At 60.1% G+C, this 22,635-nt stretch carries 22 protein-coding genes and 2 pseudogenes; 12 read left to right on the forward strand and 12 right to left on the reverse strand.

The genetic code is table 11. The features are described from left to right. Window positions 1–107 precede the first annotated feature (107 nt). Window positions 108–1,235 carry a sensor histidine kinase gene (locus ACYZUD_RS20870; RefSeq protein WP_462019940.1) on the forward strand — a complete coding sequence of 376 codons (1,128 nt, stop codon included), beginning with the start codon at window positions 108–110 and terminating at the stop codon, window positions 1,233–1,235. Between the two features lie 144 nt (window positions 1,236–1,379). Here the strand turns inward: ACYZUD_RS20870 and ACYZUD_RS20875 are convergent, their stop codons facing one another. Both ACYZUD_RS20875 and ACYZUD_RS20880 read right to left on the reverse strand, forming a co-directional pair. Then, window positions 1,380–1,685, reverse strand: coding sequence for a chaperone modulator CbpM (locus ACYZUD_RS20875; protein WP_462019941.1), 306 nt, complete (start codon window positions 1,683–1,685; stop codon window positions 1,380–1,382). Window positions 1,686–1,708: 23 nt separating this feature from the next. Beyond that, window positions 1,709–2,656, reverse strand: coding sequence for a DnaJ C-terminal domain-containing protein (locus ACYZUD_RS20880; RefSeq protein WP_462019942.1), 948 nt, complete (start codon window positions 2,654–2,656; stop codon window positions 1,709–1,711). Between the two features lie 296 nt (window positions 2,657–2,952). Between ACYZUD_RS20880 and ACYZUD_RS20885 the strand changes: the two genes are divergently transcribed. Further along, complete coding sequence (locus ACYZUD_RS20885; RefSeq protein ID WP_462019943.1) at window positions 2,953–4,227, forward strand: Hsp70 family protein; 1,275 nt, start codon at window positions 2,953–2,955, stop codon at window positions 4,225–4,227. 124 nt (window positions 4,228–4,351) lie between these two features. Here the strand turns inward: ACYZUD_RS20885 and ACYZUD_RS20890 are convergent, their stop codons facing one another. The 3 genes from ACYZUD_RS20890 to ACYZUD_RS20900 form a co-directional block, all read right to left on the reverse strand. Then, window positions 4,352–5,365: an AI-2E family transporter gene (locus ACYZUD_RS20890; protein WP_462019944.1), complete on the reverse strand. Its 1,014-nt coding sequence runs from the start codon at window positions 5,363–5,365 to the stop codon at window positions 4,352–4,354. Between the two features lie 247 nt (window positions 5,366–5,612). Further along, window positions 5,613–5,918, reverse strand: a complete 306-nt coding sequence (locus tag ACYZUD_RS20895) for a PsiF family protein (protein WP_462019945.1) — start codon at window positions 5,916–5,918, stop codon at window positions 5,613–5,615. Between the two features lie 72 nt (window positions 5,919–5,990). After that, the gene (locus ACYZUD_RS20900) at window positions 5,991–6,779 is read right to left on the reverse strand and encodes an AraC family transcriptional regulator (protein ID WP_462019946.1); all 789 of its coding nucleotides are present in this window, start codon (window positions 6,777–6,779) and stop codon (window positions 5,991–5,993) included. 96 nt (window positions 6,780–6,875) lie between these two features. Here ACYZUD_RS20900 and ACYZUD_RS20905 point away from each other — a divergent pair, with 96 nt between their 5' ends. After that, window positions 6,876–7,763: a DMT family transporter gene (locus ACYZUD_RS20905; protein ID WP_462019947.1), complete on the forward strand. Its 888-nt coding sequence runs from the start codon at window positions 6,876–6,878 to the stop codon at window positions 7,761–7,763. Window positions 7,764–7,887: 124 nt separating this feature from the next. Here the strand turns inward: ACYZUD_RS20905 and ACYZUD_RS20910 are convergent, their stop codons facing one another. After that, complete coding sequence (locus tag ACYZUD_RS20910; protein WP_462019948.1) at window positions 7,888–8,778, reverse strand: esterase/lipase family protein; 891 nt, start codon at window positions 8,776–8,778, stop codon at window positions 7,888–7,890. 108 nt (window positions 8,779–8,886) lie between these two features. Then, window positions 8,887–8,964: pseudogene (locus tag ACYZUD_RS20915) on the reverse strand (QacE family quaternary ammonium compound efflux SMR transporter); the annotation flags it as partial. A 3-nt stretch (window positions 8,965–8,967) separates the two neighbouring features. Between ACYZUD_RS20915 and ACYZUD_RS20920 the strand changes: the two are divergent. Next, a pseudogene (locus ACYZUD_RS20920) lies at window positions 8,968–9,567 on the forward strand (LysR substrate-binding domain-containing protein); the annotation flags it as partial. A gap of 128 nt (window positions 9,568–9,695) precedes the next feature. Then, window positions 9,696–10,226, forward strand: coding sequence for a ferritin-like domain-containing protein (locus ACYZUD_RS20925; RefSeq protein ID WP_462019949.1), 531 nt, complete (start codon window positions 9,696–9,698; stop codon window positions 10,224–10,226). A 100-nt stretch (window positions 10,227–10,326) separates the two neighbouring features. Here the strand turns inward: ACYZUD_RS20925 and ACYZUD_RS20930 are convergent, their stop codons facing one another. Further along, window positions 10,327–12,402: an AsmA family protein gene (locus ACYZUD_RS20930; protein ID WP_462019950.1), complete on the reverse strand. Its 2,076-nt coding sequence runs from the start codon at window positions 12,400–12,402 to the stop codon at window positions 10,327–10,329. Window positions 12,403–12,789: 387 nt separating this feature from the next. Here ACYZUD_RS20930 and ACYZUD_RS20935 point away from each other — a divergent pair, with 387 nt between their 5' ends. From ACYZUD_RS20935 to ACYZUD_RS20965, 7 genes are all read left to right on the forward strand, one after another. Further along, window positions 12,790–13,260, forward strand: coding sequence for a hypothetical protein (locus ACYZUD_RS20935; protein ID WP_462019951.1), 471 nt, complete (start codon window positions 12,790–12,792; stop codon window positions 13,258–13,260). Between the two features lie 172 nt (window positions 13,261–13,432). Continuing rightward, a complete protein-coding gene (locus ACYZUD_RS20940) occupies window positions 13,433–14,065 on the forward strand; it encodes a TetR family transcriptional regulator (RefSeq protein ID WP_027921952.1) in 633 nt (210 codons plus the stop codon). 274 nt (window positions 14,066–14,339) lie between these two features. Continuing rightward, window positions 14,340–14,840, forward strand: coding sequence for an urease accessory protein UreE (gene ureE, locus ACYZUD_RS20945; protein ID WP_462019952.1), 501 nt, complete (start codon window positions 14,340–14,342; stop codon window positions 14,838–14,840). Beyond that, window positions 14,837–15,511, forward strand: a complete 675-nt coding sequence (locus ACYZUD_RS20950) for an urease accessory protein UreF (protein WP_462019953.1) — start codon at window positions 14,837–14,839, stop codon at window positions 15,509–15,511. The genes ureE and ACYZUD_RS20950 overlap by 4 nt, the downstream gene beginning before the upstream one ends. 9 nt (window positions 15,512–15,520) lie before the next feature. Next, window positions 15,521–16,135, forward strand: coding sequence for an urease accessory protein UreG (gene ureG / locus ACYZUD_RS20955; protein WP_462019954.1), 615 nt, complete (start codon window positions 15,521–15,523; stop codon window positions 16,133–16,135). A 35-nt stretch (window positions 16,136–16,170) separates the two neighbouring features. Continuing rightward, on the forward strand, window positions 16,171–16,743 hold the full coding sequence (locus tag ACYZUD_RS20960; RefSeq protein ID WP_462019955.1) for a HupE/UreJ family protein: 573 nt from the start codon (window positions 16,171–16,173) through the stop codon (window positions 16,741–16,743). Window positions 16,744–16,923: 180 nt separating this feature from the next. Continuing rightward, the gene (locus ACYZUD_RS20965; RefSeq protein ID WP_462019956.1) at window positions 16,924–18,051 is read left to right on the forward strand and encodes an AGE family epimerase/isomerase; all 1,128 of its coding nucleotides are present in this window, start codon (window positions 16,924–16,926) and stop codon (window positions 18,049–18,051) included. Between the two features lie 105 nt (window positions 18,052–18,156). On the opposite strand, the gene ACYZUD_RS20970 is transcribed toward ACYZUD_RS20965, so the two are convergent. From ACYZUD_RS20970 to livM, 4 genes are all read right to left on the reverse strand, one after another. Then, the gene (locus tag ACYZUD_RS20970) at window positions 18,157–18,924 is read right to left on the reverse strand and encodes an SDR family oxidoreductase (RefSeq protein WP_462019957.1); all 768 of its coding nucleotides are present in this window, start codon (window positions 18,922–18,924) and stop codon (window positions 18,157–18,159) included. An 840-nt stretch (window positions 18,925–19,764) separates the two neighbouring features. Continuing rightward, window positions 19,765–20,481, reverse strand: a complete 717-nt coding sequence (locus ACYZUD_RS20975) for an ABC transporter ATP-binding protein (RefSeq protein WP_462019958.1) — start codon at window positions 20,479–20,481, stop codon at window positions 19,765–19,767. After that, window positions 20,478–21,353: an ABC transporter ATP-binding protein gene (locus tag ACYZUD_RS20980; protein WP_462019959.1), complete on the reverse strand. Its 876-nt coding sequence runs from the start codon at window positions 21,351–21,353 to the stop codon at window positions 20,478–20,480. Before ACYZUD_RS20980 ends, ACYZUD_RS20975 begins: the two co-directional genes overlap by 4 nt. After that, window positions 21,350–22,633 carry a high-affinity branched-chain amino acid ABC transporter permease LivM gene (livM, locus tag ACYZUD_RS20985; protein ID WP_462019960.1) on the reverse strand — a complete coding sequence of 428 codons (1,284 nt, stop codon included), beginning with the start codon at window positions 22,631–22,633 and terminating at the stop codon, window positions 21,350–21,352. The genes ACYZUD_RS20980 and livM overlap by 4 nt, the downstream gene beginning before the upstream one ends. Window positions 22,634–22,635: the final 2 nt, after the last annotated feature.

Genomic DNA, 22,635 nt, shown 5'->3' on the forward strand with positions numbered 1-22,635 from the left:
AAATACCACCCTGCCGGCCGGGTCGGTGATCCGGGCCCTCAGCGGTAGTTTTTAACCCGCGTCTAAAGAGGCTAAGATTCCCTGACATTCCAAGCAGGAAACCGACCATGCGCCTCCCCGATTTCATCAGGCAACACGTGGACCGTATCGTCGATGAATGGGAACAGTTCGCCAGTACCATTACCCCGGCGGCCGAAAACATGGATCGAGTGGCCTTGCGCGACCACGCCAAGGCGATCCTGTTAGCCGCCGCGCGCGACATGACCACCCCGCAAACCAACAGCGAACAACTCGCCAAAGCCAGGGGTGAAGGCCCGGAGAAAACCCCCACCCTGGACGAAGCAGGTGCCAGCCATGGTGAACTGCGTCATACCGTGGGTTTCGACCTGGTGCAGATGACCAGCGAATTTCGCCATTTGCGCGCGTGTGTCATCCGCCGATGGGTCGACAGCCTGGAGTCACCGGACCGGGCCTATTTCCAGGACATGATCCGCTTCAATGAAGCCATCGACGAAGCCCTCGCCGAATCCACGGCGGCCTATGCCGAGCAGGTCAATCGCTCGCGGGACATCTTCCTGGCGATTCTCGGCCATGACCTGCGCGCACCGTTGCAAGCGGTGAGCATGTCCACCGAACTGCTGCTGCGCAAAGCCACGCTCGAAGGTGATGCGCTGACCTGCGCGAACAACATCAAGCAGGGCGCGCGGCACATGGCAGCGATGGTCAGCGATTTGCTGGAGCTGGTCCGCAGCCGGCTGGGCAAGAGCTTGCCGATCGAACCGGCGCCCATGGACATGGCTGATGCAACGCATGCGGCGATTGCCGAAGCCTGCGCCGGTAACCCGGAATGCGACCCGACGGTGAAAGTAGTGGGAGACACCCGCGGTGTCTGGGATGCCCGGCGACTGGGCCAACTGCTGCAGAACCTGATCGGTAACGCATTGCAGCATGGTTCGAACAAGCGGGACGTGACGGTCACCCTCAGTGGTGAGCCCGACACGGTTCGCCTCACGGTGCACAACTACGGAGCCCCGATTCCCGAGGATGCCATCGGCACAATCTTCGATCCGCTGGTGCGCAGCGCTGACGAAGAGCTCGGTCAGCCATCCACCAGCCTTGGTCTGGGTTTGTTTATTGTCAAGGAAGTGGTGAACGCCCATTCCGGGACAATCGAAGTCAGCTCCAATGAAGCCGATGGCACGCTGTTTACCGTGGTGTTGCCACGCAAGATCTGAATCAAACACTCATGTAGGAGCCCTGTAGGAGCTGTCGAGTGAAACGAGGCTGCGATCTTTTGATCTTGTTTTTAAAAAGCAAAATCAAAAGATCGCAGCCTCGTTTCACTCGACAGCGCCTACAGAGGTTGGGTGTCGTCGGGGTTACTCCACCACCAACCGCCCCAGCCGTTGTTTGAGCATGCGGTTCTCGGCCCGCAATTGCTGGACTTCTTCCAGCAGGTCCAGCGCCAGGGCGACGCCTTCCCATTCCAGCTCCAGATCGCGCCGCAGCTTGGCGGCACGCTTGGCCAGCGCCAGCTCATAATCGTTGAAACGCCAATCCTTGGGCACTGAGCCCTGAGGTTCGAGGATGCCGTGCTCGACGATCTCGATCACGTAGACGTCCGACAGGTCAGTCGCCTCACAGAATTCTGCCAGGTCCAGTTGAACGATCAGGGGGTTCCTCATGATGGGCTACTCCGTCTCTTGGATCAGAAATGTTCTCTCGGGTTGAAAGCGGCTTTTTTGGCCAGCTCCTGCCACAACGCCTTGACCTCATCATCCGAAGCTTTAGGCATCACGACCTTGAGTTGTACGAACAGATAACCTCGCTGACCAGCCTTGTTCAGCAAACCGTGGCCCTTGGCGCGCATGCGCTGGCCATTCTGGCTGCCGGCCGGAACCTTGAGGTTGATCTTGCCGGTCAGGGTCGGCACCGCGACCTCGGTACCCAGCGCCAGCTCCCAAGGGGCCAGCGGCAGGGTGATGATCAGGTTCTCGCCTTCGACATCGAATTTCGGATGCGGCGCGAAACGGATGATCAGGTACAAGTCGCCATTGGCCCCGCCACCAATGCCGGGGGCGCCCTGGCCCTTGAGGCGAATGCGCTCGCCGTCGGTCACGCCGGCGGGGATCTTCACGTTCAGGCTTTTGCTGGTGTTGCTGACATGCTGGCCGGCGGCGTTGTACTGCGGCACCTGGAAGGTGACCTTCTTCGACTCGTTCGCGAGGGTCTCTTCCAGAAAAATCGGTAGTTCCATTTCCACGTCTTGCCCTCGACGCCCGGCGCTGCGGCCCGACTGTCCACCACCAAAACCAGGACCACGGTTGCCGAAGATCGAACTGAAGAAGTCCGAAAAATCGCCCGTGTCCTGACCGCCACCAAAACCACCCGCGCCACGACCCTGCCAGCCCGGCGGCCCCTGGAACGGTTGGCCGTGCTGGCCGTATTTGCGCAAGTCGTCGTATTCGGCGCGCTTGTCGGCGCTTTTCAGCGCTTCATAGGCTTCCGAGGCATCCTTGAACTTGGCTTCGGCGTCCTTTTCCTTGCTGACGTCGGGGTGGTACTTGCGCGCCAGCTTGCGATAGGCGGCCTTGATCGCCTTATCGTCCGCAGTCGGTTCCACACCGAGAATCTTGTAATAGTCTTTGAAGTCCATCGAGGGCATCACCATCCATTATCGAAGTCGCGCAGCAGACACAGCATGCTCTTTTTTGCAGAGTCTGGATTGACCAATCTCAAGTGTGTGACCGGACCGCGCATCAGAAGTTTATCGGCAGCGGGGGGCGGTTCTTGCGCTCGCCTTGGGGCTGCCAGGCCTATGCAGGGTAGTTTGGGGGCGATGCTTCGTCTTTCAAGGCGCTAATCGCCGAGATTTAGCGGATAGTCGGCCTTCGAATCTGCGCCGCACTGGCATACACTGCGCGGCCGTTTTTTAACCGGAACTCGAAAGACATGAAAAACGCATCTCCAGCCCGTGCCTGTGGTATCGACTTCGGCACGTCCAACTCCACCGTCGGCTGGCTGCGCCCCGGCATGGAAACGCTGATCGCGCTGGAGGACGACAAGATCACCCTGCCCTCGGTGGTCTTCTTCAATATGGAAGAACGCCGCCCGGTGTATGGCCGGCTGGCGCTGCACGAGTACCTGGAAGGTTATGAAGGCCGGTTGATGCGCTCGCTCAAGAGCCTGCTGGGCTCCAAGCTGATCAAGCACGACACCAGCGTTCTTGGCACGGCCATGCCGTTCAAGGACCTGCTCGGGCTGTTTATCGGCCAGTTGAAGAAGCGCGCCGAAGCCGCCGCCGGTCGGGAGTTCGAGGAAGTGGTGCTGGGTCGTCCGGTGTTCTTCGTCGACGACGATGAAATGGCCGACCAGGAAGCGGAAAACACCCTGGTGGACGTGGCCCGCGCCATCGGTTTCAAGGATGTGTCGTTCCAGTACGAGCCGATTGCAGCGGCGTTCGACTACGAGTCGACCATCGAAAAGGAAGAACTGGTACTGATCGTCGACATCGGCGGTGGTACATCCGACTTCTCGCTGGTGCGCCTGTCGCCTGAGCGCCGTCAGCACGACAACCGTCACGATGACATCCTCGCCACCGGCGGCGTGCACATCGGCGGGACCGATTTCGACAAGCAGTTGAGCCTGCAAGGCCTGATGCCGCTGTTCGGCTACGGCAGCCGGATGAAGAGCGGCGCCTACATGCCGACCAGCCACCACATGAACCTGGCGACCTGGCACACCATCAACTCGGTGTACTCGCAGAAGTCGACCCTGGCCCTGGGCAGCATGCGCTACGACATCGAAGACACCGGCGGCATCGACCGCCTGTTCAAGCTGATCGACCAACGCGCCGGTCACTGGCTGGCCATGGAAGTGGAAGAAACCAAGATTCAGCTGACCCACGCCGACAGCCGCCATGTGCCGCTGGACCGCATCGAGCCTGGACTGAGCGTGGAACTGAGCCGCGCGCTGTTCGAATCGGCCATCGACAACCTGCTGGAACGCGTGCGCAACAGCGTGACCCAACTGCTGAACGACGCCAATGTGCGGGTCGATCAGGTGGATACGGTGTTCTTCACCGGCGGTTCGAGCGGGATTCCGGCGTTGCGCAACAGCGTCTCGGCCATGTTGCCGAATGCGCGGCATGTGGAAGGGAACATTTTTGGCAGCATCGGCAGCGGGCTGGCGATCGAGGCGATGAAGCGCTACGGCACGATGGACTGATCCAAAACCGAGGCGCCCCCATCGCGAGCAGGCTCGCTCCCACATTATTGTCCTGCCAATACAGGTCCATTGTGGGAGCGAGCCTGCTCGCGATGGGGCCCTGTCAGGCAATACATCGCCCGGATCAAACCATCCCCACCTGCTTCAACTCACTCTTCAGGTACGCGTAATAAATCGGCCCTGCCACCACCCCCGGCAGGCCGAATGCGGCCTCGAACACCAGCATTGCCAGCAGCAACTCCCACGACTTGGCACTGATCTGCCCGCCGACAATGCGCGCGTTGAGGAAGTATTCGAGCTTGTGGATGACAATCAGGTAACCCAGCGCCGCCACGGCCACCCAGATCGACAGCGACAAACCGACGATGGTGATCAGGGTGTTCGACATCAGGTTGCCGATCACCGGCAACAGGCCGAGCAGGAACGTCAGTACGATCAGGGTTTTGGTCAACGGCAGCTTGATGCCGAACATCGGCAGCACCACCGCCAGGAAAATCCCGGTGAAGAAGGTGTTGAGCAGGGAGATCTTGATCTGGGCGAACACGATGTTGCGAAATGCCTGGACCAGCAGGTGCAAACGATCAAACAGCGCAGCGGCCAGGGGCTTGCGCTTGGTCACATCCGGCACTCGCTGCAAGGCAATGATCGCCCCCAGCACCATGCCGATCAGCAGCGTCACAAACATGTGCGCCGCGTCCTTGCCCACCAGTTGCAGGTCGCTCAGGTGTTTGCTCATCCACTCGCCGATCGCCACCCGGAACTCGGCGGCACTGGCGGGCAGATAGGCGTCGATGAACGGCGGCAGTTGCCCGCGCGCACGGTCGACCACGCCCATGAATTTGTCGAGAGAAGCCCCGGGGTTTTCCGCCTCGTGCAGCAGAAAGCTGATGGCGCCGGCAAAGATCAGCGCCAGCACACTCACCACTAATGTCCCCAGCAACGCCACCGCCAGCCAACGCGCACGCCGACCTTCGATCAGCCGCTGCAATTGCGGCGTGAGCATGTTGACCAGTTCGAACACCAGCAACCCGGCCAACAGACTGGGCAGCAATCGCAGCGGGATCACCAGCAGCAAACCACCAAAGATGATGACCCAACTGATTAACAGCAAGACGTGACGTTGAGAAAACGTTGGCATACAGCCTCAAAACGAACGGCGTAAAAGGATTGGCAGTCTGCCAGCGTTCCGATGTCAGCACTAGGGATTGTGTAGCTCGACCTTTGTCGGGGGCTCAGGCGACTTTTTGCGATGCCCTTGCCGACCCTATCGCGAGCAGGCTCACTCCCACAGTGGACCGCGCTGGCCCATGCAACATCGATCAAATGTGGGAGCGAGCCTGCTCGCGAAGGGGCCCTCACAGCCCCCACATTTACCGGCACAATATTTATTTTTTCTTCAGACAGTCACTCATGAAAGCTTTGCGCTCATCACCCTTAAGCGCTTTTGTCGCGGCATCAGCATTACAGGTTTTCATCTTCTCTTGCTGAGGGGTCAGGGCTTTCGCGTCATTGGCGGCGGGCGCCGCTTTGAGGCACGTACTCATGAAGGCTTTGCGCTCATCGCCCTTGAGGCTTTTTGCGGTGGCGTCGGCATTGCAGGTGGTCATCTTGTTCTGTTGGGCCGTGGCGGCAAAGCCCTGGGAACAGAGCAACAAACCGATCATCAACAAAGGGGCACGCAACATCTTCATGGAGTTTTCTCCTTGTTGCCGCACCGAGGGGCACGGCCTCGTTCTGGAGTGTAGACAAAGCCTGTTACACCTTCACCTGCTCTCGAGGTGGCTGCGTCGATACTGCTCAGGCGTGCACCCGGCCTGACGCTGGAACATCGCGATAAACGCCGAGCCGGTGCTGTAACCCATGTCGAAGGCGATCTCCTGGATGCTGCGAGGGCTGTCCAGTGCCCCGATTGCCGCCAGAAACCGCAACCGCTGGCGCCATTCACCGAAGCTCATGCCCAACTCGCGCACAAACTGCCGCGCCAGGGTCCGTTCGCTGACATGGATCTGCGCCGCCCAGTGCGCCAACGGTCGGTTATCGCCCGGCTCGTTCTGCAAGGCCTCCAGAATCCCGAGCAAGCCGGGGCTGCTGGCGTAGGGCAAGTAACACTCGTGCACCGGCGCCTGTTGCAACTGATCCACCAGCACCTGGGCCAGACGCTTGTCGGCTTCCTGCTCGGGAATCTTTACATCCCGGGCGGCAAAATCCTTGAGGATTGCTTTGAGAATGTCGCTGATGGCCAGGGTGCAGGCCTGTTGCGGCAGGTCGTGGCACAACAGCGGATCGAGACAGACCGCCCGATAGTTGATTGGCTGGTTGCTGTAGAAGCTGTGCTCGGTCTGTGGCGGCACCCACACCGCGTATTGCGGCGGTGACATGAAGCGGCTGCCGCCGATTTCCATGTGCAACACGCCATGGGCCGAATACTCCAGCGTGCCCCAGGGATGACGGTGAGCCGAGGCGTAGCGGTGCGCATCGAAGTCGGCATAACGGAAATACACCGGCGAAGGCAGTTCGCTGAAATCCAGCAGATCGACGTGTTTGCTGTTCATGCTGTCCGTCATCAGGGGCAGGTTGTCTGGATCGAAGTATAGACCTGTATCCAGACAGGCGATAATCACCCCTCATTAACGTTCTGGTTGTTCCCGATGCAATACGCTTATCCCCTGCTGGCCATTTTCATCTGGGCCGGCAATACCGTGATCACCAAAATGTCGGCCGGGGCGATCTTCCCCGCCGAGATCGGTTTCTACCGATGGCTGCTGGCCGGGATTCTGTTCACGCCGTTCATGCTCAAACCGGTGATTGCCCACTGGCCGATGATCCGCCCGAACCTGGGCAAGATTTTCATCCTCGGCGTGCTCGGCATGGCGGTCTATCAGAGCCTGGCGTATTTCGCTGCGACGCTGACCTCGGCCACCAACATGGGGATCATCCTGTCGCTGATGCCGCTGATGTCGCTGGCCATGGCGATCATCAGCCTCGGCCAGCGCCTGACGGCGGGTGCGTTGGCCGGTGCCGTCCTGTCATTTGCGGGTGTTTTGGTAGTGGTGTCGTCCGGCAGCCTCGGCGCATTGATTGAGCACGGGGTGAACCTGGGCGATGCGATGATGCTGATTGCCACCCTGGCCTACGCGATCTACAGCACCCTGTTGAAAAAATGGCAGCTGCGCTTGCCGCCGTTGGTGTTGCTGTATTTGCAGGTGCTGGTGGCGGTTGTGGTGCTGTTTCCGTTGTTCCTCGCTTCACCGAAGACAGGCCTGACGCTGCAGAACATTCCGTTGGTGCTTTACGCCTGCCTGCTCGCGTCGATGATTGCGCCGCTGGCATGGATGCAAGCGGTGGTGCGCCTGGGGCCGAGCCGGACCACGCTGTTTTTCAATTTGCTGCCGGTGCTTACGGCGCTGATTGCGGCCGTGGTGCTCAATGAGCAACTGGCGATGTACCACTTGGTCGGTGGGATGCTGACTTTGGGTGGGGTGATTCTTTCGGAGCGCTGGACCACGGTGTTGGGCCGTAAGGTCAGTGTTGCTTGATCTGGCGCCATCGCGAGCAGGCTCGCTCCCACATTAGATCTTCAGTGAACACATTATTTGTGAACACCCGGGATTAAATGTGGGAGCGAGCCTGCTCGCGATGAACGATGACGCGGTCTGACGGCTAAACCCCAGCCGCCTTCAACCGCGCCGCATGCTCCAAAAACAACCGAACCGGCTCCGCCCCCTTCCCCACCAACCCCAGCGACTGATTGACGATGTCGAAGTGATCCATCGGATACTCATCGCCAATCACCGTCCCCAGATGCGAACTGTAGCGCCCGACCATCCCGTCGCAGTGCCCGACTTCGCGCACGAAGGTTTTCGCAAACAACCGACAACTGCGGTTGGTCCCGTCGAACAGGTTGCGCCCGCGATCGGTCTTGCCCGGCTGCAGGGTCCCGGACCAGGAGTAATAACGCACGCCATTCACTTCTTCCGGCCCGTGCCCGCCCCAGGTTTCGGGCAGTCCCTGCGGATAGCGCTGATTGAATTGCGCCACACCGGCAGTGGTCAGCGAGTGGTGCGAGGCAGGAATATCCACCGGCAGTTTCGGCCCGCGATAGCCGGTTTCCAGCAGGCTCATCAACGCGCCGATCAGACGCAGTAAAACGCTGAGCAAGCGCCCCTTGGCGCTGTCCGCCGGGTAGTGTTTCTCCAGGTAGTCCGCCAGCTCCGAACCATGATTGGGCCCGGCCACCGACGTCACTGAGGCCACTTGGTCCGGGCGCTTGGCGGCGGCGTAACGGGCGGTCAGCGAGCCCTGGCTATGGCCGATCAGGTTGACCTTTTCGGCCCCGGTTTCCCGCAGGATTTCGTCGATCCGCGCCAGCAACTGCTCACCGCGGACTTCGGTTGAATTGAGCGGCGAGACTTGTACTGCGAACACCGTCGCCCCACCCTGGCGCAGCGCCGAAATGATCCCGTACCAGTACGGATAAAGCACCAAACGGATAAACCCGAGCATTCCCGGGACCAGCACCAGCGGGTAACGCGTGGCGGAACCTTGCGACATGGGTGAACTTCCTTGTGATCGGTGAGATGACGCAAGGCTGGATGCAAGACATCAGCCAAGCATCGCCATCGAAGATGACAACTCCACGACCAGTCTATGACATCCGCCCTACTTCAGCCCCACCACGCCCGCCACGATCAACCCCACCGACACCAGTTTGAGCGCCGTCAGGCTTTCACCCAGCAGCGCGCTTTCGCCGCGCTCTGGCTGGTGCCGCGGCTGGGACGGTTCTACGCCTGGCACCCGAACATCAGCCTGCGGCTCGACACCCATTGCGAAGTCATCGATTTGCACCAGGACGCCAGCGTCGATCTGGTGGTGCGCTATAGCCTGGACAACTATTCGAACCTTTATGGCCTGTGCCTGTTCGATGAGTCGTTCGGCGTTTATGGCTCGCCTGAGCAAGTGGCTCTGGCGCAGAGTCGGGCACCGACGCTGATCAGCGTGCGATGGCACAACTCCAAGCTGTACGCCCACGGCTGGGAGGCCTGGTGCACACAGTCCGGCGAAACCTGGCTGACGGGGCAGCCAGCGGTCCGGGAATACGACGAAGAACATTACGCCCTGCAAGCGGCCATCGCCGGGCAAGGCCTGGTGCTGGCGAGCAATATTCTGGTGTCCGAAAGCGTGGCCAGCGGTGTGTTGGTGCCTTACAGGGGGGAGGTTCAGATCGACGGGGCCGGATACAGCGCCCTTTGCGTACCGGGTCGCGAGCGACATCCGCCCGTGCGCGCATTTTTTGCGTGGTTGCGCGAGGAGGCGTTGCTGTCCGGACATGCCCTGGCGTGATCGCCTACCGCAACACTGCCGATGGCCAAATTACATAAAACTTTTCGCAGCGCTCATCACTCACACCTTACGTAGCGATCACTTCTATAGAGGGTGACGCAAACCGGATTAGCCTCCAGGAGATCGAGATGAGCGACATGCATTTGTCTGATGTAACCACCCTTCGCGAACGCGCCCGCAAGAACGTCGAGAACGGTGCGGTGACCGAAAGCTACAGCGCCGACCGCGAAGAAGTCCTGCGCCTGCTCAACGAATCGCTGGCCACCGAACTGGTCTGCGTGTTGCGCTACAAGCGCCATCACTTCATGGCCAACGGGCTGAAAGCCCAGGTCGCCGCCGATGAATTCCTCGAACACGCGACCGAGGAAGCCCAACACGCCGACCGCCTGGCCGAGCGCATCGTGCAACTGGGCGGTGAGCCGGAGTTCAACCCTGACCTGCTGTCGAAAAACTCCCACGCGCAATATGTGGCAGGTAATACGCTTAAAGAGATGGTCTACGAAGACCTGGTCGCCGAGCGGATCGCCATCGACAGCTATCGCGAGATCATTCAATACATCGGCGAAAAAGACCCGACTACCCGGCGCATCTTCGAAGACATCCTGGCTCAGGAAGAAGAGCATGCGGATGACATGGCCGACATTCTGAAAGACCTGTAAACCTTAAAAGCAAAAGATCGCAGCCTGCGGCAGCTCCTACAGGGAAAACGCATTCCAACTGTAGGAGCTGCCGCAGGCTGCGATCTTTTGCTCTGCCTTTTTACTTGGTGGGTTTGACGGTCACTGGCGCCTTGCCCGCCTTCATCTGCTCCAGCAATGGCGCACACTGATTCGGCTCACCGCCACTCGGCGCTACCAGCGCCAGCAACCCCGCCGCCGGTGCGGCAATCACACCCAATGCCACCATCCCGGCCCCGCGCAATAGAAGTGGCACGGCTTTCACACCGGCATCCGGCTTGATGAACTTGCCCCGCACATACAGCGGCGAACGCAATGAAATCAACCGCCAGCCCTTGGATTCCGGGGTGATGGTCAGGTCCAGTTGTTCTGTTGTCATGTTCGCTGTGCCATCGATATAAATAATCGCGCTCTCGGTATCGAAGACGAACAGCCGCGTGGTCGCCAGGCCAGTCTTGATGTCGAAGTCGGCAGCCGCACAGTTGATCTTCACTTCCTTGTCGCCAAAGATCTTGCCGACCACGTAGTTGCCGACGTTCAGTCCGGCCAGTTCCATCAACTCGCGGCTGATGGCGCCGTCATTGATCAGCATCTTCAGATTGCCATTGGCGGTCCCCAGCAGCTTGGCCACCGAGTTGCCGCGACCGGCGATGTCGGCATCGCCATTGAGTTCGCCGAAACTGGTTTTCATCGGTTCAAACGTCGGGAACAGCTGCTTGAGCTTGAAACCGCGCGCGGTCAGTTTGGCCCGACCCTCCAATGGCTCGGTGCGACCGTTCAGGCGGATCTGCGCATCCAGCTTGCCACCGGCCACGCCAAAACGCAGGGGCTCGAGGCTGAGTACACCATCGGTCAGTACCAGGTGGGTATAAAGGTCGTTGAACGGCAGTTTTTCACTGTGGACGATGCGTTTGCCGGTGAACTCGACATCGGCGTCCATATCGCGCCAGCGCTCGGTCTTGAACTCTTCAACCGGCAGCACCTTGTCCGCCGGTTGCTTGCTTTCACCGCCACGGGCCTTTTGCTTGGCGTTGGAGTCAGCGCCGATCAGCGGAGCCAGGTCGGCGAACAGCAGTTGATTGGACACCAGTGAACCGCTGAGTTTCGGCCGTGGCTGGCTGGCGACGTAAGCCAGGCTGCCATGAATGTCGCTCTCGCCGATCTTGCCGTTGAACTCTTCATAGCGGAACACCGCGCCACCCGGTTCATGCAGTTTGGCGATCAAGTGACCGTCGGTGGCATACGGCGGCGTATCCGGCAGCGTCACGCCGGTGAGCGGATAGAGATTGCCGAGGCTGGTACCGGCCAGTTTCAACCGCAAGTCCAGAGCGCCAAGATTCAGCGGGTCGGTGAGGGTGCCGGCCAGTTCGACACGGGTGTCAGCAATCTTTACCTGAGCCTGGAGCGGAAACGGCCTGGCCGCGTCCTGCAAGGCCAGCAGGCTGCCAATCTTGCCTTCACCTGCGAGCTTCTGGTCGTGATATTGGCCTTTGACCTTCAGGGCGAATGCGTAGTCCTGCGGTGCAGCGCCCTTCTCAAGCGCAGTTTTCGCCGCTTTGTCGCCAACGATCTCGTTGAACGGGATCGGTTTGCCCAGCGGGTCGATGATCAAGTCGAGCTGTGTCTTCAGGCTCTGGTCGTCGAGGGTAACGTGGCCCTTGTCGAAGCCGATCGCGCCGATATCCACCACCCAGCTTGAAGGTTCGGCGTTCGGGTCCTTGGGATCGAGCGCGAAGGTCCAGTTGGCGCGACCGTCGGCCAGACGCTGCAGCTCGGCATTCGGTTCGGTGAGGTCGATGCGCGGGATCACCACGCGTTGCGCCAGCAAGGCCAGGGGCGAGATGCGCAGTTCGACGCGTTTGAGGGTGGCCATCTGCGGCTTCTTCGACCAGTCCGGGTTGCCCAGGCTCAGATCTTCCGCCACCACATGCGGCCACGGCACCCAGGCCCGCCAGCCACCCTCGTCGGGTTCGCGCTGCCAGACCACCGCCAGGTTGCCATTGATGGCGAACGGACGGTGCAGCTCTTCGGAAACTTTGGCGTTGAGCGGGGGTTTGATCCGGTTCCAATCGAAGAACACGATGATCAGAACCAATACCGCCAGCAAGACAATCAGGCTGGCGAAGGTCCAGGCAAAAATTTTACGAGTGCGCGTCATTGCACAGGGCTCCTGATACGACTGAGCGCCCTGACTGCGACGCACGTTTTGAAACGTTAGGCCAGAACCGGCCTGCCATGGAATCTACGACTGAAAAACGGCCCGCAGGTTTAATCGAAAGACCGACCCGGACGCAATTGATCGGTCGGACGCTGACCTCCCATCCATTCAGCGTTACCGCACCCGCACTTTTACGTGGCGCAAGTGAGTCAAAAATACCCACTCCAGTGCAAAAACGTTCGCCGGAAACGCCCGCTCTAGAGCCTTTCAGCCGAACAATCAATTCCGTTGATTATTACCATTGCGTTTATGAACTTTTATATCGACTTATCGAGAGTAGCATTGCCCTCGTACCCACTTTATCGCCCTCCTACGGAGCACCCAATCATGAAACGCGAATTACTGCTTAGCCTTACCCTCTCGATGCTGGCCAGCACCGCTTTTGCCTTGCCAGCCGCTGACCAGGCCACTCCGCAAGTGAAATCCACTCACTCGGTGTTCAGCCAAACCGTCGCTGCCGATGGCTCCGACCGCACCCCACAAGGTCAGACCCTGGCTGAAGGTGGCAACGATCGCCTGAAAGAAAAAGGCCTGATCACTCAAGATGGCTCGGACCGTACTCCACAAGGTCAAACCTTGGCTGCTGATGGTTCGGACCGCACCCCACAGGGCCAAACCCTCGCTGCTGACGGTTCCGACCGCACCCCACAAGGCCAGACCCTCGCTGCTGATGGCTCGGACCGCACCCCACAAGGCCAGACCCTCGCTGCTGATGGCTCGGACCGCACTCCACAAGGTCAAACCCTTGCCGAAGGTGGTGGTGACCGTGTAATCGAACGCAACAGCGCTTTGAGCTAAGCCCATGGCGGCCTTGAAAAAAAAGCCCAATCCCCGGATTGGGCTTTTGACTTTATAGCCTTTCATTTTGTAGACACCGCACTTCCCCGCGTGATCCCCCGATAGTCGTTCGACGCCGGCAAAGCCGATTTGCTAGAGTGCGCCGCTGTCCTGTCCAGAAAACACCCTTGCGATGCTGCCCCGCGCCGAACAGAAACAACAAACCCGCAACGCCCTGATGGACGCTGCCCGCCACTTGATGGAATGCGGCCGAGGATTCGGCAGCCTGAGCCTGCGCGAAGTGGCGAAAACCGCCGGGATCGTCCCCACCGGGTTCTACCGGCATTTCGCCGATATGGATGAACTGGGCCTGGTGCTGGTGAGCGAAGTCGGCCAGACCTTCCGTGAAACCATCCGCCTGGTGCGCCACAACGAGTTCGTCATGGGCGGCATCATCGACGCCTCCGTGCGGATCTTTCTGGACGTGGTGTCGGCCAATCGTTCGCAATTCCTGTTTCTGGCTCGCGAGCAATACGGTGGCTCGCTGCCGGTGCGCCTGGCCATCGGCCGTTTGCGCGAAGACATCAGCTCGGACCTGGCGGCTGACTTGTCCCTGATGCCGAAACTGCAACACCTGGACATCGCGGGCCTGAGCGTCATGGCTGATCTGATTGTTAAAAGCGTGTTTGCGACCTTGCCGGACATTATCGATCCACCGGCCGAGGCGCTGCCGGAGCATCTGACGCCGCAAGCAAAAATCACTCAGCAGTTGCGCTTTATCTTTATCGGGTTGAAGCATTGGCAGGGACTCGGCAGCACCGAGTAAACACTTGCCCCTGTGGGAGCGAGCCTGCTCGCGATAGCGGTCGCACACTGCCATTTAAGTGACTGACCCGCCCCAATCGCGAGCAGGCTCGCTCCCACAAAAAATCTTAATCGCCCCAACTTGGGGCGCACGACAAAGCCTCGCACCAACTTCACCCAAATTCCTCGACCCCCTGAATCTCACCCTACGCTTCCGACGGGCATTTCCTACGCATCACCCAATTGGCAAGCCCCTTGCTCTAGCCTGACTATTGCCCATTGCTGGAAGCCTTCCGATGCTGGTGATTCATCGCAGAATCGACCCTCAACCCGTCTGGGCCGCCGAGTTGCACCTGAACTTCGAAGCCCGGAGCAAAAGCCGTTTGCGCTGTTTCAGTGCCGAGGGTGAAGACGTCGGGTTGTTTTTGGAGCGTGGTCAGCCGCCGCTGTATGACGGCGAATGCCTGGAGGCTGAAGATGGTCGAATCGTCCGGGTCTGCGCCCGCCCCGAACAACTGCTGCACGTCACCTGCGCCAACGCTTTCGAACTGACCCGCGCCGCCTATCACTTGGGCAACCGCCACGTGGCCCTGCAAGTCGGCGACGGCTGGTTGCGCTTGCTTGACGACTACGTACTCAAGGCCATGCTCGAGCAATTGGGCGCCAGTGCCGAAAACATCGAAGCGCCGTTCCAGCCGGAACACGGCGCCTACGGCGGCGGTCATCACCATTCACGCCATGGCGACGAGGACTTCAACTACCCGCCCAAACTGCATCAATTCGGCGTGCGTTTATGAACCCGGCCTGGGCGCTGCTGCGTCTGGCCAGCCCGCAGCTGCCGATTGGCGGCTACAGCTATTCCCAGGGTCTGGAAATGGCTGTGGATAACGGCCGCGTCAACGATCCCGACAGCGCGCGGCGCTGGATCAGCGATCAGTTGCTGCTCAATCTCGCACGCTTCGAAGCGCCATTGCTGCTGGCTCATTGCGTCGCCGCGGCAGAGGACAACTGGGGCGAATTGCTGCAACGTTGCGAAGAGCACCGCGCCAGCCGGGAAACCCGCGAGCTGCATCAGGAAAGTCGGCAGATGGGTTATTCCCTGCAACAACTGCTCAACGGTTTGCCGGAGCTGGATACACCCGCCCGCGCCTTTCTCGAACAACGTCCCGAGCCGCACCTGGCCCTCGGTTGGGCGCTGGCTGCTCGTGCCTGGCAAATCAGCCCGCAAGACGCACTCGCTGCATGGCTCTGGAGCTGGCTGGAAAACCAATTGGCGGTGCTGATGAAAACCTTGCCGCTGGGTCAGCAAGCCGCCCAGCGCCTGACCAGCCAATTGCTGCCGCTGCTGCAAGAAGCCCAGCAGAACGCCACCCGAATCAACCCCGAACACTATGGCAGCGCCGCTTTCGGCCTGTCCCTGGCGTGCATGGCCCATGAGCGCCAGTACAGCCGCCTGTTCCGTTCCTAGGAGAATCACATGAACGCACAACCTCTGCGCGTCGGCATCGGCGGCCCGGTCGGTTCCGGCAAAACCGCCCTGACCCTGGCCCTGTGCCTGGCCCTGCGCGACCGCTACAACCTGGCGGTGGTGACCAACGACATCTATACCCGCGAAGACGCCGATTTCCTGGTGCGTAACGAAGCCCTGGCGCCGGAGAGGATCATCGGTGTGGAAACCGGCGGCTGCCCACACACGGCGATCCGCGAAGACGCCTCGATCAACCTTGAAGCCGTGGATCAACTGAATCGCCGCTTTCCGGGGCTGGACCTGATTCTGGTGGAGTCTGGCGGCGACAACCTGTCCGCCACTTTCAGCCCGGAACTGTCCGACCTGACCATCTACGTGATCGACGTCTCGGCCGGCGACAAGCTGCCGCGCAAAGGCGGGCCGGGCATCTGCAAATCCGATCTGCTGGTGATCAACAAGATCGACCTTGCACCGCTGGTTGGCGCGTCGCTGGAAATGATGGACAGCGACACCAAACGCATGCGCAACGGCAAGCCGTTTGTCTTCAGCAACCAGAAAACCGGCCTGGGCCTGGAAGAAATCATCGCCTTCATCGAACGCCAGGGTTTGCTGACCGCGGCCTGATCACGATCAACCTTTATCAACAAGGAAGCTTATCCATGACACTTCAACGCATTCTGGGCGCCATGGCCCTGCTGCTGACCCCGGCCATCGCCTTCGCCCACCCGGGCCACGGCGACAACGGCTTGATCGCCGGCATCAGCCACCCGATCGGGGGGCTCGACCACTTGCTGGCGATGGTTGCCGTAGGGTTGTGGGCGGCGCAGCAGAAAGGCGCCGCGCGCTGGGCGCTGCCGTGCACGTTCGTCGGCACCATGCTGATCGGCGGCCTGCTGGGTTTTGAAGGATTGAACCTGCCGGCGCTGGAAAGCGGGATTGCGGCGTCGGTGTTGGCGCTGGGTCTGGCGGTTGCACTGGCGGTGCGTCCGCCGTTGAGCCTGGCGGTTGCGGCCACGGCGTTGTTTGCGCTGTTCCATGGTGTGGCGCATGGTTTGGAGTTGCCGGATATGTCGAGCCCTTGGGCCTATGCGGCCGGATTTGTAGCCGCAACGGCTGCGTTGCATGCGGCCGGTTATGCACTGGTTCGAGTGTTGCCTCAAGCGGCGGCGCCGTTGGTTCGTCTGGCGGGCGCGGCTTCGGCGGCGACTGGAGTCTGGTTGTTGGCAGGCTGATTTGTATCGCCTGTGATTACCTCATCGCGAGCGGGCTCGCTCCCACAATGGGCCGGTGTACACAACACAAATGTGGGAGTGAGCCTGCTCGCGATAGCGGTCTGACAGACACCTCATCTCTCCGTCCGGGCTCTCTGCTACCATGTCGCGCAATCGACCCTGCCGTGACGACGCCAGCCAATGCCGCATGCTTCTCGCTCTGCCTCCCTGCCTGAATTGACCGCGCTGTTTGCCTCGGTGCAACAGCATTTCCAGGACGTGATCGTGCCACTGTGGCAAGGCCCCGGCTGGAATGCCGAGATGGCGCTGCCTTATGAAGCGCTGGACGCCGAGCATCAACCGTTGCCGCCCCAACGCTACCGGGCCATGGCCTGCGCGCGGCAGCTGTATGTATTTTCCAGCCTGATCGGCCAGGTGCCGGCCGCCGAAGAACGTGCCGCCGCATTGTTCCGCTCCCTGCAACAGCATTTTCACGATGCCGAGCACGACGGCTGGTTCTACAGCATCGACCCGCACGGGGCGCCACTGGATCAACGCAAAGACCTCTACACCCACGCCTTCATCCTGTTCGCCTGCGCCCACTACTGGGACAAGGTTCGCGAGCCGCGGGTGGAGTCGGTGCTCAATGCGGCACTGGAAGTGGTTGCTCAGCGTTTCGCAACAGGCGACGGCCTGTACGAAGCCACCCTCGACCGCGACTGGTCATCGCTGAACAGCGGGCCGCTGCAGAACCCGCTGATGCACTTGGCCGAAGCCTTCCTGGCCACGCTGTCGGTACGCGGAGACGTCGCCGTGCAAGGCGCGCTCGTCGAGTTATGCACAGCCATGCACAAGCGCTTCATCGATCCGCAACATGGCGTGTTGATGGAAAAACCGCTGGGGACTGTGGATAACTGGTTTGAGCCAGGGCATCAGTTCGAGTGGTATTTCCTGCTGGAGTCTTCGCCGTTGCTGCGTGGCTCGACACTGCACGCATCACTGGAGCGTGCGTTTGCGCTCACTGAACAACTGGGCGTCGATCAGCAGACCGGCGCTGTTCGGGCAATGTTCGATCTGGAAGGTCGTTCCAAGGATGCCACGCAACGAATCTGGGCTCAGGCTGAATACCTGCGCGCCCTGACCTTGCGGCCAGACAGCGAGCCCGCGGTGCTGCACCAATTGCAAGCGTTGCAGCAACGCTCTCTGCATGCGGGTGGCTGGTATGAGTGCCGGGATGAAAGCGGCGATGTCAGCCGTCGAGACATGCCGTCGACCACGCCCTATCACTTGGCAACCTGCTATCGCGGGCTGGCCGAATACCTTCGCTGACTGACAAATAGCTATCGCGAGCAGGCTCGCTCCCACAGTAGATCCTTGTGAGCAACAGAGATCCATGTGGGAGCGAGCCTGCTCGCGATTGGCCGTTACGCGTTCTTAAGCCTTGGCATTACGCTCAATCGCAAACCCGCTCCAGGTCTGGCTCACCGGCATCAGCTCGAGGCTGTTGATATTGATGTGCGCCGGGGCGTTGAGGACCCAGAAAATGGTGTCGGCGATATCTTGTGGCTGGATCGGCTCGGCACCGGCGTAGGTCGCGTTGTAACGCTCCTGGTCACCGGCGAAACGCACCAGTGAGAACTCGCTCTCGCACAGGCCCGGCTCGATGTTGCTGACCCGCACGCCGGTCCCTTGCAGGTCGCAGCGCAGGTTCAGGGAGAACTGTTTGACGAACGCCTTGCTCGCGCCATACACGTGGCTGCCCGGATACGGATAGTTACCGGCGATGGACCCGAGGTTGACGATGCTGGCGCCGCGGCCATGAGCGATCAGACGCGGCAACAGCAGACGAGTGCTGTACATCAGGCCCTTGATGTTAGTGTCGACCATGGTGTCCCAATCATCAAGATTGCACTTCGGCGCAGGGTCCACGCCGAGCGCCAGTCCAGCGTTGTTGATCAGCCCACGCAATTTGGCAAAGGACGGTGGCAGGTTGGCAATGGCCTCTTCCATGGCCTTGCGATCACGCACGTCGAGCACCAGGCCATGGACTTCGGTCTGCTTCGACAACTCAGCGCACAGGGCATTGAGGCGATCTTCACGACGGCCTGTCAGCACCAGTTTCCAGCCAGCCTCGGCAAAACGACGGGCACAGGCTTCGCCAAAACCGGACGTCGCGCCGGTAATAAACAGGGTGTTGGACATCGTGTTCTCCTTGCTTCGGCTGAAAGCAGCCATTGGAATAGAAAATCAGCAGGCAGCATGCCCGGCCTTGCACACAGCGGCAACTACCGCGCCAGCTGTACAAAAAACGACCAATCATTGCAACACCTTACACGCCGTGGCTTTCAGCCATGTGCGCGCACCTTATCCACAGGCCCATCCACACTTTCCGGGGGCAAGTGGAAAAGCTGAAACCCGCTGTGTACAAGGCTTTGCAAGCAGTCTGGAATTTTTTTTGCTTGACCCTCTCGGGCCTGCCGTGTAGCCCCAAGGCAATTTGCACGATTGAGGGTTAAACCGGCGATGGCGCCAAGCCAGTAACTACGGCCTTCAGCCGAGTCTTTCCAGAGTTTAACCACAGACTTATCCACAGGCTGCTATCGCTCATTGGTGCTCGCTTTCGCCACCAATAAAAAGATTGACAAAGCTGGCTTTGGGTCCAGCAAAAATGCCTGATCAAAAAACAACCACAAGGCTACAAGCCACGGTTTAAAAGGCTTTCAGCCAGCTACTCCCACGTTATTCACAGCCAGCTCCACAGCAAACGGGGACAAGTCAAAATCGTGACAAAACAACTATTTGCAGCGGCTTTATGTCGCGCTTTAAGAGGTCGCGAATATTGTTTTCCACAATTTCCTTTTCTCCCGATTTAATTCCCCTGTGGGAGCTGTCGAGTGAAACGAGGCTGCGATCTTTTGATCTGCTTGGATAAAGCAAAATCAAAGGATCGCAGCCTCGTTTCACTCGACAGCTCCTACGGCCTATTGGCACGCATAAAAAAACGCCCTGAGTTCGTCAGGGCGTTTTTATTACGGACTGAGATTAGTGCCCGCCGAGGTAAGCGTTACGCACCTCCTCGTTCACCAGCAGCTCCTTGCCGGTGCCGCTGAGGCGGATCTGGCCGTTGACCATCACGTACGCCCGGTCCGACAACTTGAGCGCGTGGTTGGCGTTCTGCTCGACCAGGAAGATGGTCATGCCGGTACTCGCCAGTTCCCGCAGGGTCGCGAAGATCTGTTTCACCACGATCGGCGCCAGCCCCAGGCTCGGTTCGTCGAGCAACAGCAGTTTCGGCCGGCTCATCAGCGCCCGGGCGATGGCGAGCATTTGCTGCTCGCCGCCAGACATGGTCATGGCCCGCTGGGTGCGCCGTTCCTTGAGCCGCGGAAACAGCTCGAACATGCGTTGCATGTCCTCGGCGGCGTACTTGTCACCGATCGGGATGGTGCCCATCAGCAGGTTTTCCTCGACGGTCATGTCGGGGAACACCCGCCGGCCTTCCGGCGACTGCGCGATGCCGTTGGAGGCGATGTAGTGGGACGACTTGTGGGTGATATCCACACCCTGATAGATGATTTGCCCGTCCGCCGCCCGCGGCTGACCGAATATCGACATCAGCAGCGTCGACTTGCCGGCGCCGTTGGAGCCGATCAGGCTGACGGTTTCCCCTTCATTGATGTGCAGCGAGACTTTCTTCAGGGCCTGGATCGGCCCGTAAAACACGTCCAGTTCCTTGAGTTCGAGGATGGGTTGGCTCATAGCACCACCTCCTCTTCGTCAGCGCCCAGGTAGGCCGCAATCACTTTCGGATCATTACGAATCGCCTCGGGGCCGCCCTCGGCGATAACGATGCCGTGGTCCAGGACCACGATGTGGTCGGAAATGCTCATTACCATGCCCATGTCGTGTTCGATCAGCACCACGGTCAGATCGTGCTCGTCGCGCAGCAACCGGATCATCGCGCTCAGCGCTTCGGTTTCCTGAGGGTTGAGGCCGGCGGCCGGTTCGTCGAGGCAGATGATCTGCGGCCGGGTGCACATGGCCCGGGCAATTTCCAGACGACGTTGCTGACCGTAGGACAGCTCACCGGCCAGACGGTTGGCGCAGTCCACCAGGTCCACCACTTCCAGCCAGTAGAAGGCGTGATCCAGCGCATCGCTTTCGGCCTTGCGGTATCCCTTGGTGTTGAGGATGCCCGCCAGCAGGCTGCGGTTGACCCACATGTGTTGGGCCACCAGCAGGTTTTCCAACACCGACATTTCCTTGAACAGGCGTATGTTCTGGAAGGTACGCGCCAGGCCGGCACGGTTCACCAGGTGGGTGCCGCCGAACATCTTGTAGTACATCCGGCTGGCGAAGGATTTCGGCGAGACGAAATCGAGCGGTTTGAACGATTCGCCCAGCAGTTTGATGACGTTGGTCTCCTCGCCGCGCACATTGAGTTCGATCTTGCCGCCCGAAGCCTTGTAGAACCCGGTCAGGCAGTTGAACACGGTGGTCTTGCCAGCACCGTTGGGGCCGATCAGGGCGAAGATCGAGTTGCGATGGACTTTCAGGCTGACATCGCTCAACGCCTTGATGCCGCCGAAGTGCATCATCAGTTTCTCGACCGAGAGTACGACTTCGCTCATGGCGCTACTCCTTTACGCGGGGTCACACCGGTACGGCTGATCCGAATCAGGCCACGCGGTCGCCAAATCATCATCAACACCATCAGGATGCCGAACAGCAGCACGCGGTATTCCGCGAAGCCACGCAGCAATTCCGGGGCGACGGTCAGCACGAATGCCGCAATCACCACGCCGATGGTCGAACCCATGCCACCGAGTACCACGATGGCGAGGATCAGCGCCGATTCGAAGAAGGTGAACGAGGTCGGGTTGACGAAGCCTTGATAGGTGGCGAAGAACACGCCAGCCAGCCCGGCCGTCGATGCACCGATGGTGAACGCCGAGAGCTTGACCAGTACGTGGTTCAGGCCCATCGAACGGCAGGCGATTTCGTCTTCACGCAAGGCTTCCCAGGCGCGACCGACCGGCATGCGGGTCAAGCGGTGCTTGATGTACAGCACGGCCAGTACCACCAGGAACAACACCGCGTAGATGAAGTAGTACTTCACGTCAGGGTTATAGGCGATGCCGAAAAACTCATGGAACGGGACACCCCCCTCCTTCGCGCGCTTGCCGAACTCGAGGCCGAAGAAGGTCGGCAACGGCGCCGCCATGCCATTCGGGCCGCCGGTCAGGGACAGCCAGTTGTTGAGGATCAAACGGATGATTTCACCGAAACCCAGGGTCACGATCGCCAGGTAGTCACCGTGCAGGCGCAATACCGGGAAACCGAGGATGCAACCGGCAAGGCCCGCAGTGATCGCCGCCAGCGGCAGCACCGTCCAGAAGCCCAAACCGAGATATTGATAACCGAGTGCTAGACCGTAGGCGCCGATGGCGTAGAACGCCACGTAACCGAGGTCGAGCAGGCCGGCGAGGCCGACCACGATGTTCAGCCCCAGGCCCAGCAACACGTAGATCAACCCGAGGATGACCACGCCCAGCAGGTAGGAATTGGAGAAGAACGGGAACACCACGGCGATGACGATCATCAGCGGGATGATCCAGCGCAGCCGGGATTTGTAATCGGGTGGCAGGACATGCACCCCGGAGCCGGTGCTTTCAAAGCCTTCGAGGATTTTCAGGCCCTTGGGCGTTTGCAGGAACAGGCTCAGGGCAAAGCGGCCCGCCATGACAATGGCGACAATCCACGCCACCCGGGTCGTTTCCAGATTGAAACCGTAGCCATCCAGGACCACGCCGACAATCGGGCCGAACACAATCAGGGCGACAAGACCGGCAAGAATCGCGTCAACCAGGCTTCTTTTGAGATCAATGGTTTTTTTAGTGGTTGAAGACATCG

It is taken from the genome of Pseudomonas sp. XS1P51 (assembly GCF_054897845.1).